The following is a 14,750-nucleotide window of genomic DNA, read 5'->3' as shown; positions in this document are numbered from 1 at the left end:
AGGGGGGCTTCGTTTCCCAGATTCACTCTGGAGTGGCCTCCGCGCGCTGGCGACAGCGTGGAAGGAGGCCGCCACCGACGCCCGGATGCGACTTTCCCTGTCCCAGAAGCTCTCGCTGGCGCCGCTGCTGGTGGCGCTGTTCTTCACGGTCCTCTTCTTCGGGTACCTCCTCCCGCGGATGTCCTCCGCCTTCGAGGCGCAGGGGCGGGAGGTGGGGGTGGCCCTGCCCGCGGCGCTCGCCTCCACGCTGGCGGGGGTGATGGCGGAGGGGCAGACGGAGCGGCTCCAGTCGCTGCTGGACCCGGTGGCCCGCAACGGGAAGGTGGCCTACGTGGCCGTCTTCGACGGGGCGGGACAGCTGCGCGCGGTGTCGGGGGAGTTCGGCCCGGCCATGCGGGAGCTGCGGGACAGGCTGTCCCGGGCCACGGGGGACGCGACGTTCTACGTGCGCGACGCGGAGCTGCTGGACCTGAGCGCGCGCATGGCGAACGGGGCGGGCAGCGTGCACGTGGGCTTCAACCGCACGGCGGCGCGCGCGCAGGTGCGGGCCCTCACCACGGGTGTGAGCGTGGTGGTGGTGCTGGCGCTCGTGGCGTTCGTGGTGGCGGGCGCCGTGCTGGCGCGCCGGGTCGCGGGGCCGCTCGTTCAGCTGACGGAGGCGGCGCGGCGCATCGCGGAGCACGGCGACCTGCGGGAGATGGTCCGCATCGACTCCAATGACGAGGTGGGGCAACTGGCGGGCGCCTTCACGCTGATGGTGACCAAGGTCAAGGATTTGCTCGTGCAGTTGCAGCAGTCGTCGGACCTGCTCAAGGGGTCGGTGGACCACCTGAACGACTCCGCGGGCCGGCAGAACGAGATGGTGTCGCGCCACGCCGCCGCGCTCCAGGAGACGCAGGTGACGGCGCAGGAGATCCGCCAGACGTCCGTGGTGGCGTCGCGCGCGGCGGAGACGGTCATCGACGTGGCCGAGCGCGCGGAGGCCCTGGGCAAGACGGGCGAGAGCGCCATCGGGGAGAGCATCGAGGGCCTGGTGGACCTGCGCTCGCAGGTGGAGCAGATCGCCGAGCGCATCATGGCGCTGGGCGAGCGCACCGAGCAGATCTCCGGCATCACGGAGACGGTGAAGGACCTGGCGGACCAGTCGCACCTGCTGGCGGTGAACGCGGCCATCGAGGCGGCGCGCTCCGGGGAGCACGGCAAGGGCTTCGCGGTGGTGGCCCGGGAGATCCGCGGGTTGGCGGACCAGTCCATCCGCGCCACCAATCAGGTGCGCGGCATCCTGGCGGACATCAGCACCGCCATCTTCGCCACGGTGGAGATCACCGCCGCCGGCACGCAGCGCATGGAGTCCGGGCTCGCGCAGGTGCGCATGTCCGGGGACACGCTGCGCCAGCTGTCCTCCATCGTGCGCGACAGCGTGGTGTCCGCCCGTCAGATCTCCCAGACGGTCAACCAGCAGGCCACCGGCATCGAGCAGATCTTCACCGCCGTGAACGAGCTCAACGCGGTGATGGGCGACACGGTGAAGCGCATCTCCACCACCAGCGAGTCCGCCGTGGCGCTCAAGATGCTGTCCGAGCGCGTGGCCGCGATGGTGAAGGACTACCGGCTGTAGGCCGCGCCCCGGACCTCTGGCCCCGGACGTCTGGCCCGGAAGTTCGGCTGACGCCCGGGAGGCCCCCGGGCCTTCAGGAGCGGACGTCCGGCGAGCGGGCCTCGCGCAGGGTGGGCCGCGGGCGGGGCAGGAGCCGCTCCAGCACCTGGCCCACGGTGCGCGCGGTGGCCGCCCCGGGTTCGTTCACCCGGGCCGCGAGGAACGCCGCGCCCAGGCGGGCCACCGCCGACACGACGAAGAGGACGTGCAGGTTCGCCCAGACGTGGCCGCCCAGCATGAACTGCTGGGGGATGCGCGCGGCCAGGGCGCCGCCCAGGGCCGCCGCCGCCGCGTACGCCAGGCCTCCGGCGGTGGCGAACGCCGCCAGGTAGAAGGGCCGTCCCCGGCGCGGCGCCACCGTGAGGGGCAGCGCGAAGATGGCCAGGCCGTGGCCGCTCCACAGCGCGCCCGCCAGGAGCACGTCGAACAGCAGCGGCCACAGCATGCCCGCGGACGGCATCAGCCACAGCAGCGGGATGACGCTGATGCCCAGCGAGCAGGCCATCAGCACCGGCTGCGCGCCCAGCCTGTCGATGGCGCGGCCCCACATGGACGCGGTGAGCACGCGCACGCCCGCCACCGCCGCCGCGTGCAGGGCCATGATGACGAAGGTCATCTTGAGGTTCTGCAGGGAGTGCAGCGCGAAGAAGGGCGCGGACACGCCCACCGCCGCGTTCCACGCCACCTGGTACACGAGCACGCGCCGGGCCCCGTCGTCCTTCCACGGCAGCAGCGCGTCCTTCAGCTCCAGCCGGGGCGTGGTGCCGGGGGGCGCCGGATCATGCTGCGCGGCCATCATCAGCGTGGTGACGATGCCCATGACGCACGCGGCCAGGGCCAGCAGCGGCAGGGCGTAGCCCACGCCGTCCAGCATCCGCAGCCGGTCCATCAGCAGGCCCGCGGTGAGGGACGCGCCGGTGCCCATCAGCGTGGTGAGCGCGGTGCGCTTGCCGAAGAAGCGGCCCCGCACGGCGCGCGGCACCAGCTCCCCCATCCAGGCCACCCACGCGTTGTTGCCCACCACGGCCAGGAGCGCGGACAGGCCGGCCACCGCCAGCAGCAGGTGCTGCTGGCCCTCCAGCGACAGGTCCAGCCACGGCAGGAGCGCCAGGGGCAGCATCACCAGCCGTGACAGGCACACGGCCGTGAGGGCCACCCGCCGGTGCCCGAAGCAGAGGGTGAGCCACGCGGCGGGGAACTGCACGAACTGGGCGAAGAACGGCAGCGCCGTCATCACGCCCACCAGGAAGGGCCCCAGCTTCAGCGCGATGGCCCACGCGGTGAGCACCGTGGCGCCCGCGCACGCGGTGAACACCTCCGCGAACATCCCCTCCACGATGGACATGCGCAGCGACCCGCGCAGCCGTTGGTGGACGGGCGGACCCTGGGGGCCGTCCGACGGTGGGGGCGCCCCCAGCAGCGGCGCTGACGAGCCGGGCAGTGAAGCGCCAGGGCGGAAGAGCGGAACGCCGGTGGCGAGGGAGGCGAAGCTCTGGACGAGGTGGCGGCGAAAGGCGGCGGGGGACACGCGGCCCCAGATGTCCCACGGCCTTCCCGTCCCCCTCAACCGGACCCCCGGTGTGGCCCGGGCGCACGGCCGGCCACCAACCGGCCTTATCCCTGGCGTTCCTCCCGCTGCGTCCCCTCGCTTGCTGGGCAGGTGGGATTCAGGTGCGGTTCACGCGGTCTTGAACTATATGAACGACCGGAAGGAGACCGCGCACATGGATGTCGCTCACGAGCTGACGGAGTTTCTGGGGCAGGTGGAGCAGCGGCTGAACGCCTTGCTCGCGGATGGCGACGTCGGACCGGACGTGGAAGGTGACACGCTGATGAACGCGGCCCGGCACCTGTGCCTGGGCACGGGTGGCAAGCGCGCGCGGCCCATGCTCGTGCGCCTCTTCGGTGGCGCGGTGGGCGTCCCGGCGGCGCGGCTGGTGGACGTGGGCGTGGCGGCGGAGATGATCCACTCGGCCAGCCTGCTGCACGACGACGTGGTGGACGCGGGCATGTACCGCCGGGGCCGCCCGACGGTGAACGCCCGGTGGGGCAACATCGTCGCGGTGATGAGCGGCGACCTCATCCTGTCCACGGCCCTCACGCAGCTGTCCCTGCTGGACGCGCGCGTGGTGCAGAGCGGCCTGGCCATCGTCACGGAGATGACCCGCGCGGCCATCGCGGAGGTGGAGGCGCGCGGCGACATGAACCTGCCGCTGACGCGGTTGCGCTACATCGCCGAGGGCAAGACGGGCTCCCTGTTCGGCTGGTGCGGCAAGGCGGCCGCGACGCTGGCGGACCAGCCGGACGCGGTGGCCCGCTTCGACGCGTTCGGCCGGCACCTGGGCGTGGCGTTCCAGATCGCCGACGACATCCGCGACATCCTGGGCACGGACGTGGGCAAGCCCCGGTACGCGGACGTCCATTCGCGCACGCCGTCGCTGCCCATCCTGCTGGCGGTGGCGCGGGATGAATCGCTGCGCCGCAAGCTCAAGGACGCGTGGGCGTTCTCCGTCATCACCCCGGAGCGCACGCGGGAGATTGGCAACGCCATCGAGGCCACCGGCGCGGTGGAGGCCTCCATGTCGATGATGAACACCGAGATTGAAGCGGCGCTGGACAAGCTGGGGCCCTATTCCAAGGACGCTGCGGGCGCGGAGCTGGCCAGCTGGGCGCACCGGCTGGCCGAGGGCATCGCCGACCAGGTGAAGGGGCGCGCTGCATGAAGGGCTACCTGTGGACGGGGGGGGATCCCGGGAGCCAGAAGACCACAGCGCCGCCGGAGAATGGCCGGCTGGCGCCGTGGGAGGCCATCGCCGTGGAGGCGGTGGGCAACGTCATCGAGTTCTGGGGCTTCAAGCGCAACCAGGGCCGCGTGTGGGGCCTGCTGTACCTGCGCGGCGAGCCGCTGACGGCGGGCGAGATCGAGCGCGAGCTGGACCTGTCCAAGGGCGGCGTCTCCATGCTGCTGCGCGACCTGGAGCGCTGGGGCGTCATCCAGCGCGTGCGCGTGCCGCAGGACACGGTGTGGCGCTACGCGGCGGAGACGGACCTGGTGCGGATGGTGACGCACGTGGTGGAGGAGCGCGAGGCGGCCTTCGTCACCCGCATCCGGGCGGACCTGTCCGAAGCGCGCCGGCTGGCGGAAGGCGCTGGCGGCATCCCCGTGGAGCGGCTGAGGAGGCTGGAGCGCATGGCCACGCTGGCCGAGCACGTGGAGCGCGCGCTGCGCCTCTTCATCAAGACGTCCCGCCTGGATGTGGCGGGCGTGCTGGGTGCGTTCCGCGACGGCGCCCTTTCGCGCAAGGGCTAGTGGTAGGAGGGCGGTCATGGACTCGCACTACGATCAGGTGATGAAGGCGCGCGCGCAGGCGGATGCGGACGCGCCCCGGCTGTACTTCGCGTACTCGACCATCCTGGACCGGGCCGCCTTCGAGGAGTGGAAGGGCCAGCACAGCTACGGCTTCTTCGAGCTGCCGGAAGGGCGGCTGGCCGAGGCGCTGGACGTGGACCTCGTCTACGACTTCCCCTCGCGCTGGTGGGGCGGCCGGGTGGCGGGCCTCACCGACGTGCCCGGGGCTCGCGTGTACGGCCGGCTCTTCGAGATCGCCGGCAAGGACTGGCCCATCGTCCAGCACAAGGAGGGCTTCGTCACCAGCATGTGCGTGGAGCGCACGGTGCGCGTGCTCGTGGACGGACAGGAGCTGGAGGCCACGGCGTTCGTGACCAACCCGCGCCGAGCGTCGTCGGACGGACCGGTGAGCCCGCGCTTCGTGGAGGCCCTGGTGCGCGGAGCCCGGAGCGCCGGGCTGCCGGCGGACTACGTGGAGAAGCTGGGCCGCGGCGAGACGCGCTGAGCACGGGACGGTTGTCGCGCCCCCTCCGGCTCATGACTGCGCGGAGGGTTCCACGTTGAGTTACGGCGAGGCGCGCTGAACGCTCGGGGCCTCTTGCTGCGAAGCCCCGGCTCATGGCGGTGTGGCGGGTTCCACGTTGGGCTACGGCAAGACGGGCTGAGCACTCAGGGCCGCCTGCCGCGAAGCCCCGAACTCATGGCTGCGCGGCGGCCCGGGCTGCTCGCTGTACGAGCGCCGGCCTCGTCTTCGTTGGTGAAGCAGCCGCCTTCCGGGACAACGCCGTGACCTTGTAGTTGCGGACCCCCTCCGGGAAGGACCTTCCTTGGGCTTTCCTGGCCCGGTCGTTCCCCCTCGCTTCGTATGGATTCGCCGCGAGGAACTCCCTGGTGGATGAGGAGCGCTACTCCTTATTTCGGTCCCGTTGCTGCACGGCGCTCGCCAGGCCATCCTGCTTGCTTGGGCTCTGACGCCTCCGCATGGCATCCGCAGGCTGCTTTCCGGGGGAATGGTGATGAAGCCCTCCCGTTCGCACCCACGAACTCCTGACTGAACGGATGTTTAGCGAGGCCGTCGCGTTGACGGAGCGCGCCCCCGGGCCCGGCTGCGCCCGGCTCCCTCACTTCCTGGGGTGGCAGCCTCGTCGGCACCTCTGCCTTCGGCGCTTCCGTGGGTTCGGGGGAGGGGAGCGCAGTGGACCGGCAGCCAGTCCGCATGGCCCACCAGCCCCAGCAAGGTTTCAGAGAGGCAGCGCGCCATGTGCTCCCTCTTCCTGAGCGCGGCTTGGGACGCGCGGCGCCCTCAGCTGCCTTGATCCGCCAAAGATGCCAGGAGCAGTGTGGCCTGAACGAGTGCTGAACAAACCTTCAGCCATTTTCCTGAAGGTCGCGCGAGGGCTGAATGGACCTGAACAAACCTTCAGGCATTCCAGCCCACCCGAGTGTCACCATGCCTACATGCTCAAACGAGCAGCCCCTTCCAGGAGGGCAACTGCCCCTCTCCTCGCCGTTGCATTGAAACATTTAAATGATTGTCATTGTGATTCAATCACAGTCATTGATTTGTATTTGCATGTCATTTGGTTGGTGTTTCATGTGTGTCTTTGGGTGGTGGGTGGAGGTCAACGGATCCGGAAACGGCGCGAACCGGCTTGACCCCGGAAGGGCGTTGTGGCTTCATGAATTTGATTTCGATAATCAAAATCAACTGGAGGTCGCGATGCGCGGTCAGGGATGCTGCAGGGCGGTGCTGGCGCAGGGCCCGTGCGCTGAAGTGACGCGGTGCAGTTGTGGGCACATCCACCTGGCGGTGGGACCGGTGACGCTCCGCCTGGAGGAGGACGTCCTGCGCGCGCTGGGGCACACCGTGTTGGAGGCCATCCAGCGGCTGGAAGAGGGATCGCACCCGGCCCACCGCGAAGCCGAGGCGTCGGAGCCGCTGGCCGCTCCCGCCACCGCTCACGGGGCGCCCAATGGCGGGTGGAAGCAGTGAGTCCTCAGGGCACGCTGCGGTGGGGTGGCATCCGCTCCGCTCGCGAGCGGCGACTGGGGGATTCGGTGGGCTCGCCTTCCGCCACGCCGGCCCAGCCGTTGTCGGTGCGCCTGGAGGAGGGGACGGGGATTGCCCGGCGACAGGCGGAGCAATCCACGTTCCTGGAGGCGCTCTTCCAGGGCTCGTGGAACGGCGGGGTGTATGGCCAGTTCGTGCGGGCGCGGCACTACGTGAACCACCTGCGTCAGCTGCACGTCCTCTACGAGGCCTTTGAAGCCGTGCTGCCCGGGGTGAAGGATGCGGCGCTCGCGAGGGTGCTGCGGCTGCCGGAGCTGCGGCGGGCCTCGGCGCTGGCGTCGGACCTGGACTGGTTCTGCGGTGATACGCGCACGCAGCCGTTCGCCTGCGCGGAGACGCGGCTGCACGCGGAGCGCATCCACGAGGTGGCCACGGAGGCGCCCCACCTCCTGCTCGCGCATGCCTACGCTCGCTGCGTGCTGGACCTGTTCACGGCCCCCCAGCGCGCGGAGCTCGTCTCACGGGCGTTCGAGCTGGAAGGGGTTCGTGGCGCGGCCTTCTACAACGCCGTGTCCGCCGGCGAATTGCCTGCCTTCGAGCGACGGTTGGCGGCGCGGCTGGATGAAGTCTCCCTCGGTGAGCTGGAGTCCCAGGAGGTGGTCCAGGAAGCGCGGCTGGCGTTCCGCATCCAGGGGCTCATCTGCGACGAGCTGGCGCGCGACGCCCCCGGCATTGATGACGCGCGCGGCCCCTTCAATCCCTGACGCATCCGGACGACCGGGCCCGGGTCGGGGTGATCCAAAACCCATGGCGGGGTGATCCACTCCCAGTGGTCACTTCGTTGCCTGGGAGGGCGATATGCCCTTTTGTGACAGGCACGCTAGGATGGCTGATCGTGACGACCCAGATGACTTCCCACATCGATCGCCGCTCCTTCCCCCGGCTCCACGCCCCCCTCTATTCGCGTCCCGCGCGGATGAAGCTTGGGGAGAAGAAGCAGGTGCTCGATGTCAGCCTCGGCGGCGCGCGCATCTACTCGGATGAGCCTCAGGACGTCGGGTCGCGGTTGGATCTGGAGTTGTTCCTGCCCGACGGCAGCTCCCTGGAATGTACGGCCCGCATCGTCTGGGCCGTCAAGCTACCCAAGGACGCCGTGGCCCGCTTCGAGGTAGGCCTGTCCTTCATCGACGTGCCGGAGGCCACGCTGGAGCGGCTGAAGACGGTGCTCGTCGCGGATGAAACAGAGAGCTGACGTCGTGTCGCATGGGGTGTCGCAGGGCGGCCCTGACTTCCGGGCGCCAGGACCGGTTCCTCCACCGCGCTAGGCCTTCGACGACGCGCCGTCCAGCTCGCGCAGGTCGTCCGCCTCCAGCTTCACGCTGAACGCCCCGAGCAGCTCCTTCACCTGCGGCACCGACGTCGCGCTGGCGATGGGCGCCACCACCGTGGGCCGCGTCGCGAGCCACGCGAGCGCCACCTGCGCCTCGGTGGCACCCCGGCGTCGGGCCACCTGCTTCAGCGCGGCGACGACGGCCCAGCCCTTCGCGTTGCCGTACTTCTTCAACACACCGTCCGCGCGCTGCGACCTGGGCGGCGGCTGTCCCTCCTGGTACTTGCCGGTGAGGAAGCCCGACGCGAGCCCGAAGTAGGGCGCCACCGCGAGCCCCTCCTTCTGGCTCAGCGGCTGGAGCGCGTCCTCGAAGCGGGAGCGCTCCACCAGGTTGTACTCCGGCTGGAGCACCTGGTAGCGCGCGAGCCCCAGGCGCTGCTGCGTGGCCAGGGCCTCCGCCGCCCGCTCCGCGGTGTGGTTGCTCAGGCCCAGCGCCTTCACCTTGCCCGCCTTCACCAGCGCGTCGAAGGCGCGGAGCGTCTCCTCGAGGGGCGTGTTCGGGTCGTCGTAGTGCGCGTAGTACAGGTCGATGCGCTCCACGCCCAGCCGGCGCAGGGACGCCTCCACGCTCTTCTCGATGTGCTCGCGGGTGAGGCCCTTGCCCAGCGCCGTCTCCGCGCCGACCTTCGTGGCCACCACCACGCGGTCCCTCGTTTTGCGCGAGGCCATCCACCGCCCCAGCACCGTCTCCGATTCGCCGCCCTGGTGGCCGGGGATCCACCGCGAATACACGTCCGCGGTGTCGATGAAGTCGCCGCCGCCCTCGATGAACGCGTCGAGCACGGCGAAGGACGTCGCCTCATCGCTCGTCCAGCCGAAGACGTTCCCACCCAGACACAGCGGGAACACCTCCAGCCCTGTCGTCCCCAGCTTCCGCTTCGTCACTGCCTGCGAGGCCATTGGCGCGTCCTTTCCGTGCCGCGTGAAGGCCGGATGGAAGGACGCGCCAGGGCGCCCTTCCTAGCCCGGGGTGAACCACACCACCGACAGCGGGGGCAGGGTGAGGGCCGCGGATGACGGCTGCCCGTCCCAGCCGGTGGGCTCGGTGTGCACCTGGCCCTGGTTGCCCAGGCCGCTGCCGCCGTACTCCCCCGCGTCGCTGTTGAGCAATTCCACATAACGGCCCTGGAGCGGGAAGCCCACGCGATAGTTCTCGCGCGGCACCGGCGACAGGTTGGCCACGCACACCACGTGACGCCCGGGGGTGCGCGAGCGGCGCACGAACGCCAGCACGTTCGCCGCGGAGGCGTCCGCCTGGAGCCACTGGAAGCCCACCGGTTCGCTGTCCGCGTCGTAGAGCGCTGGCAGGTCGCGGTAGACGCGGTTCAGGTCGCTCACCAGCTTCTTGATGCCCTGGTGGCCCGGGTCTCCCAGCAGGTGCCAGTCCAGGCTCTTGTCGTGGTTCCACTCGCCCGGCTGGCCGAACTCGCCGCCCATGAAGAGCAGCTTCTTGCCCGGGTGGGCCCACATCCACGCGAAGAGCGCGCGCAGGTTGGCGCGCTTCTGCCACGGGTCCCCCGGCATGCGGCCGTAGAGGCTGCCCTTGCCGTGCACCACCTCGTCGTGGCTCAGCGGCAGCATGAAGTGCTCGCTGAACGCATACAGCAGGCCGAAGGTGAGCTGGTTGTGGTGGTACTGACGGTGGATGGGGTCCTTGCCGAAGTACGACAACGTGTCGTGCATCCAGCCCATGTTCCACTTGAAGTGGAAGCCCAGGCCGCCCTCGCTGGTGGGCTGGCTCACCTTGGGCCACGCGGTGGACTCCTCCGCGATGACGACGACGCCCGGGTGCTTGCGGCGCACGGTGTCGTTGAGCTCGCGCAGGAACTGGATGGCCTCCTCGTTCTCGCGTCCGCCCCAGCGGTTGGGGATCCACTCGCCGTGCTTGCGGCTGTAGTCCAGGTAGAGCATGGAGGCCACCGCGTCCACGCGCAGCCCGTCGATGTGGTACTCCTCCAGCCAGAACAGCGCGTTGGCGATGAGGAAGTTGCGCACCTCGTTGCGGCCGAAGTTGAAGACGAGCGTGCCCCAGTCCGGCTGCGCTCCCTTGCGCGGATCCGCGTGTTCGTAGAGCGCCGTGCCGTCGAAGTCGCCCAGCGCGTGGCTGTCGCGCGGGAAGTGGCCCGGCACCCAGTCCACGATGATGCCGACGCCCTCCTGGTGCAGGTAGTCAACCAGGTAGCGGAAGTCGTCCGGGTGGCCGAAGCGCGACGTGGGCGCGTAGTAGCCGCCGACCTGGTAGCCCCAGGAGCCGCCGTAGGGGTGCTCCGCCACGGGCAGCAGCTCCACGTGCGTGAAGCCCAGCTCCTTCACGTAGCGCGCCAGCTCCGGCGCCAGCTCGCGGTACGTCATGGGCCGGTCGCCGTCCTCCACCACGCGGCGCCAGCTTCCCAGGTGCACCTCGTAGACGCTCCAGGGCTGGTGCACGGCGTCCGGATGCTTCTCCCGGGCCTCCAGCCACGCGGTGTCGCCCCACGCGTAGCGCGCCAGGTCGTGCACCACCGACGCGGTGGCGGGCGGCGTCTCCGTGCGGAAGGCGAACGGATCCGACTTGAGCAGCCGGCCGCCGCCGTGGCCCGGGCGGATCTCGAACTTGTAGCGGGTGCCCTCGCCGACCTCCGGGACGAACAGCTCCCAGATGCCGGAGGAGCCCATGCGCCGCATGCCGTGCAGGCGCCCGTCCCAGCCGTTGAAGTCACCCACCACGGACACGCCGGACGCCGTGGGCGCCCAGACGGCGAAGGACGTGCCCTTCACCCCGTTGTGGTGGATGAGGTGCGCGCCCATGCGCTCCCAGAGCCGCTCGTGGCGGCCCTCGCCCGCGAAGTAGAGATCCAGCTCCCCCAGCGTGGGCAGGAAGCTGTACGGGTCGCGCAGCGTGAAGACCTTCTTGCCCGGGTACTCCACCTCCAGCAGGTAGCCGAACGGCTCCGTGCGGCCGTTGATGCGCGCCTCGAAGACGCCGCCGGTGCGGTGCACCATGGGCACCTTGCCGCCGAACTCCGGCAGCACGTGGATGGACACGGCTTCGGGCCGGTAGGCCCTCACCACCATGCCGTCCCCGTCCGGGTGGACGCCCAGCACGGAGTGCGGCTCCGGATGGCGCAGCTCCACCACGCGTTGCAGCTCCGCCTCCACCTGTGCTCTGTCCGCCGGCTTCCTCACGGGGCATCCTCCATCCGCAGCAGGGCCTCGACGGGGATTCGCACCCAGTCGGGCCGGTTCGCCAGTTCGTAGCGCACCTCGTACAGCAGCTTCTCCAGCTCGAAGGCGCGCAGCATCACGTCAAAGGCCTCGTCGTTGTCGGGCAGGAAGGGCGCGCCGCGCGTCGCGGACCGGTAGCCCTCCAGGAAGGCGTCGCGGGTGGGGCCCACGCGCCCGCGCGGCTGGCCGCCCTCCAGCGCCACGGTGGCCTCCGCGTAGTCGAAGGAGCGGATCATCCCCGCCACGTCGCGCAGCGCGCTGTACTTCTCCCGCCGCGCGGTGAAGGTCCGCGAGGGCTCTCCCTCGAAGTCGAAGAACAGCCACTGGTTCTCCGCGCGCAGCACCTGGCCCAGGTGCAGGTCGCCGTGGATGCGGATCTTCTGGCCGGAGGGCGCCACCTGCGCCAGCTTCTTCGCGTACGCGATGAGCCCGTCGCGCCGGCCCTCCAGGTCCGCGTGCAGGCGGCCCGCGTCCGCCAGCGTCACGCCCAGCTCGCCCACGATGGACGCGCTCCAGCGCTGCAGGTCCTCCAGCAGCAGCGGCTCCGGGGAGAAGGCCAGGTCGTCCGGCCCCGCGGAGGCGAAGGCCTTGTGCAGGTCGCCCAGGCGCGCGCCCAGCTCCCGCATGTCCGCCAGGAAGCCTTCGCCCAGCGCCTTCTCCTGGCGCAGGCGATCCAGCGTGTACTTCCAGCCGTCCACCGCGTCCGGCACGAAGCGGTGCGCCAGGGCCAGCGTCGCGCCCGCGGGGCCCTCCAGGTTGAGCGCGCCCAGCAGCTGCGGCGTCGCGCGGAAGGACGTCTTCGTCGCGAGGAAGCGGCCCACCTCGTACTCCGGGTTCACGCCTGCTTCGAGCTTGCGGATGACCTTGATGATGACGCGCTCGCCCAGCACGAGCGACGTGTTGCTCTGCTCCACGTTGAGCCGGCGCACCGTCAGCGGATCCGGCAGGGCCACGCCGCTGTCGGTGGAGGAAATCCACTCGCCCACCACGCGGCCGGAGCCGGAGGGCAGCTCGCGGCCCTCACGCGCCAGGCCGAAGAGGGCGCGCACGCAGGCGTCGTCCTCCAGCGCGCTGACCAGGCCTTCGGGCGTCTGGCGCGCCTGGAGCTGATAGCGCTCCGGATGGCCCAGCTCGTACACCACCTCCACGATGGCGAGCGTGAACGAGCACGAGCCCAGCTCCATGTTCACGTGATCCGCCACGCTGACGCTCTTGATGGGCCACGCCTTGCCGGCGAACCATCGCTGGGCCTTGAGGAAGTCGGGCAGCTTTGTCAGGTCCAAGGGTGTCACGCGCGTTTACTCCTTCCCCGGCAGAGGCTTGTCCAACCGGAACCACAGGAACATGTAGGGGCCCATTGAAAGCTGGTAGGGCAGGTCGCTGATGCGGGGGAACGCCGTCTCTCCAATCAGCTCCACGGGGACGGAGCCACTGAGCTCGCGCAGGTCCAGCACGGCCGGCTGCGCGAAGCGCGACAGGTTGCAGATGACCAGCACGGACTGCCCCTGCCATTCGCGCACGAAGGCCAGCACCTTGCGGTTCTCCGTGGCGAGGAACTTCAGCGTGCCCATGGCGAACACGGGGTAGCGCTGGCGGATGCCGATCATCCGCTTCACCCACTGGAGCAGGCTGGACTTCTGCCGCTCCTGGGCCTCCACGTTGATGGACTGGTAGCCGTACACGGGGTCCGCGATGACGGGCGCGAAGAGGCGCGCGTAGTCCGCGCGGCTGAAGCCCGCGTTGCGGTCGCCGGTCCACTGCATGGGCGTGCGCACGCCGTTGCGGTCGCCCAGGTAGATGTTGTCGCCCATGCCGATCTCGTCCCCGTAGTAGAGGACCGGCGTGCCGGGCAGGGTGAACAGCAGGCTGTGCATCAGCTCGATGCGCCGGCGGCCGTTGTCCATCAGCGGCGCCAGCCGGCGGCGGATGCCCAGGTTGATGCGCATGCGCGGGTCGGTGGCGTACTCCCGGTACATGTAGTCCCGGTCCTCGTCCGTCACCATCTCCAGCGTCAGCTCATCGTGGTTGCGCAGGAAGATGGCCCACTGGCAGTTGTCCGGGATGTCCGGCGTCTGCTGCATGATCTCCACGATGGGCGTGCGGTCCTCGCGGCGCACCGCCATGAACAGGCGGGGCATCACGGGGAAGTGGAAGCCCATGTGGAACTCGTCGCCTTCGCCGAAGTACACGCGCACGTCGGCGGGCCACTGGTTGGCCTCCGCGAGGAGCACCTTGCCCTGGTACTCGGAGTCGATCGTCTTGCGCAGGCGCTTCAGGAACGCGTGCGTCTCCGGGAGGTTCTCGCAGTTGGTGCCCTCGCGCTCGAAGAGGTAGGGCACGGCGTCGCAGCGGAACCCGTCCACGCCCATGTTGAGCCAGAAGCGCATGACGTCCAGCATGGCTTCCTGCACTTCAGGGTTGTCGTAGTTGAGGTCCGGCTGGTGGCTGAAGAAGCGGTGCCAGAAGTACTGCTTGGCCACCGGATCCCACGTCCAGTTGGAGCGCTCCGTGTCGGTGAAGATGATGCGCGCGCCCTTGTACTGCTCGTCGGTGTCGCTCCAGACGTACCAGTTGCGCTTGGGGCTCTTCGGGTCGCGGCGCGCCTCCTGGAACCAGGGGTGCTGGTCGCTGGTGTGGTTGACCACCAGCTCCGTGAGGATGCGCAGGCCGCGCTTGTGGGCCTCCTCCACCAGCCGCTGGAAGTCCGCCAGCGTGCCGTAGTCCGGGTGGATGCCGTAGTAGTCCGCGATGTCGTAGCCGTCGTCGCGCAGCGGTGACGGGTAGTGCGGCAGGAGCCACAGGCAGTCCACGCCCAGCTCCTGGAGGTAGGGCAGCTTCTCGATGAGGCCCGGGATGTCCCCGTGGCCGTCCCCGTTCGAGTCGTGGAATGCGCGGATGTGCAGCTCGTAGATGAGCGCCTTTTTGTACCAGAGCGGATCCAGGTCCATACGCCTCTCGGAGGGTGTCACTCGAAGTAGTCGAACGCGTGCTCGGTGCGGCGGAAGCGATACACGGCATACACGGCCGCGGGCTGTTCCGGCGTCAGGCGCACCTGCACGTCCGGTCCCTGCCACAGGGAGCGTTGGTCGGCCATCAATTCATGCACCTGGTACGTCTCTTCCGGCTTCACGCCCAGCCA

At 70.0% G+C, this 14,750-nt stretch carries 12 protein-coding genes; 7 read left to right on the top strand and 5 right to left on the bottom strand.

Annotated features, from left to right (window positions below; genetic code table 11):
• Positions 1-85 precede the first annotated feature (85 nt).
• A complete protein-coding gene (locus OV207_RS36495) occupies positions 86-1,618 on the top strand; it encodes a methyl-accepting chemotaxis protein (RefSeq protein WP_193429598.1) in 1,533 nt (510 codons plus the stop codon).
• Positions 1,619-1,691: 73 nt separating this feature from the next.
• Here OV207_RS36495 and OV207_RS36490 read toward each other — a convergent pair whose 3' ends face one another.
• Complete coding sequence (locus tag OV207_RS36490) at positions 1,692-3,185, bottom strand: MFS transporter (protein ID WP_267559697.1); 1,494 nt, start codon at positions 3,183-3,185, stop codon at positions 1,692-1,694.
• A 196-nt stretch (positions 3,186-3,381) separates the two neighbouring features.
• On the opposite strand from OV207_RS36490, the gene OV207_RS36485 reads away from it, so the two are divergent.
• The 6 genes from OV207_RS36485 to OV207_RS36460 all read left to right on the top strand — a co-directional run bounded on the left by OV207_RS36485 (position 3,382) and on the right by OV207_RS36460 (position 8,269).
• On the top strand, positions 3,382-4,380 hold the full coding sequence (locus OV207_RS36485; protein ID WP_267559696.1) for a polyprenyl synthetase family protein: 999 nt from the start codon (positions 3,382-3,384) through the stop codon (positions 4,378-4,380).
• Positions 4,377-4,967 (top strand): GbsR/MarR family transcriptional regulator, encoded by a 591-nt coding sequence (locus OV207_RS36480; protein ID WP_267559695.1) that lies wholly within the window; start codon positions 4,377-4,379, stop codon positions 4,965-4,967. Before OV207_RS36485 ends, OV207_RS36480 begins: the two co-directional genes overlap by 4 nt.
• Positions 4,968-4,983: 16 nt before the next feature.
• Positions 4,984-5,511 (top strand): gamma-glutamylcyclotransferase, encoded by a 528-nt coding sequence (locus OV207_RS36475; protein ID WP_267559694.1) that lies wholly within the window; start codon positions 4,984-4,986, stop codon positions 5,509-5,511.
• Positions 5,512-6,726: 1,215 nt separating this feature from the next.
• The gene (locus OV207_RS36470; RefSeq protein WP_267559693.1) at positions 6,727-6,999 is read left to right on the top strand and encodes a hypothetical protein; all 273 of its coding nucleotides are present in this window, start codon (positions 6,727-6,729) and stop codon (positions 6,997-6,999) included.
• Positions 6,996-7,781 (top strand): heme oxygenase (biliverdin-producing), encoded by a 786-nt coding sequence (locus OV207_RS36465; RefSeq protein WP_267559692.1) that lies wholly within the window; start codon positions 6,996-6,998, stop codon positions 7,779-7,781. Before OV207_RS36470 ends, OV207_RS36465 begins: the two co-directional genes overlap by 4 nt.
• Before the next feature lie 131 nt (positions 7,782-7,912).
• Entirely contained in the window at positions 7,913-8,269 is a 357-nt protein-coding gene (locus OV207_RS36460; protein WP_267559691.1) for a PilZ domain-containing protein, read from the top strand.
• A gap of 69 nt (positions 8,270-8,338) precedes the next feature.
• Here the strand turns inward: OV207_RS36460 and OV207_RS36455 are convergent, their stop codons facing one another.
• Genes OV207_RS36455 through treS form a run of 4 tightly spaced genes read right to left on the bottom strand, consistent with a single transcriptional unit; the run spans position 8,339 to position 14,559 of the window.
• Positions 8,339-9,307 (bottom strand): aldo/keto reductase, encoded by a 969-nt coding sequence (locus OV207_RS36455; RefSeq protein ID WP_267559690.1) that lies wholly within the window; start codon positions 9,305-9,307, stop codon positions 8,339-8,341.
• Positions 9,308-9,367: 60 nt separating this feature from the next.
• The gene (glgB, locus tag OV207_RS36450) at positions 9,368-11,572 is read right to left on the bottom strand and encodes a 1,4-alpha-glucan branching protein GlgB (RefSeq protein WP_267559689.1); all 2,205 of its coding nucleotides are present in this window, start codon (positions 11,570-11,572) and stop codon (positions 9,368-9,370) included.
• Positions 11,569-12,903: a phosphotransferase gene (locus tag OV207_RS36445; RefSeq protein ID WP_267559688.1), complete on the bottom strand. Its 1,335-nt coding sequence runs from the start codon at positions 12,901-12,903 to the stop codon at positions 11,569-11,571. Before OV207_RS36445 ends, glgB begins: the two co-directional genes overlap by 4 nt.
• 6 nt (positions 12,904-12,909) lie before the next feature.
• Positions 12,910-14,559 carry a maltose alpha-D-glucosyltransferase gene (treS, locus tag OV207_RS36440; RefSeq protein WP_193429608.1) on the bottom strand — a complete coding sequence of 550 codons (1,650 nt, stop codon included), beginning with the start codon at positions 14,557-14,559 and terminating at the stop codon, positions 12,910-12,912.
• Positions 14,560-14,750: the final 191 nt, after the last annotated feature.

It is taken from the genome of Corallococcus sp. BB11-1 (genome assembly GCF_026626625.1).
GTDB lineage: Bacteria > Myxococcota > Myxococcia > Myxococcales > Myxococcaceae > Corallococcus > Corallococcus soli.
This window is presented reverse-complemented; position numbering and strand designations above follow the sequence as displayed.

What these genes read in the sequence shown, in the direction of transcription:
- OV207_RS36480 (WP_267559695.1), top strand. Translation starts at nt 4,377, where the DNA reads ATGAAGGGCTACCTGTGGACGGGGGGGGATCCCGGGAGCCAGAAGACC.
- treS (WP_193429608.1), bottom strand. Translation starts at nt 14,559, where the DNA reads ATGGACCTGGATCCGCTCTGGTACAAAAAGGCGCTCATCTACGAGCTG.
- OV207_RS36455 (WP_267559690.1), bottom strand. Translation starts at nt 9,307, where the DNA reads ATGGCCTCGCAGGCAGTGACGAAGCGGAAGCTGGGGACGACAGGGCTG.
- OV207_RS36470 (WP_267559693.1), top strand. Translation starts at nt 6,727, where the DNA reads ATGCGCGGTCAGGGATGCTGCAGGGCGGTGCTGGCGCAGGGCCCGTGC.
- OV207_RS36485 (WP_267559696.1), top strand. Translation starts at nt 3,382, where the DNA reads ATGGATGTCGCTCACGAGCTGACGGAGTTTCTGGGGCAGGTGGAGCAG.
- OV207_RS36495 (WP_193429598.1), top strand. Translation starts at nt 86, where the DNA reads ATGCGACTTTCCCTGTCCCAGAAGCTCTCGCTGGCGCCGCTGCTGGTG.
- OV207_RS36475 (WP_267559694.1), top strand. Translation starts at nt 4,984, where the DNA reads ATGGACTCGCACTACGATCAGGTGATGAAGGCGCGCGCGCAGGCGGAT.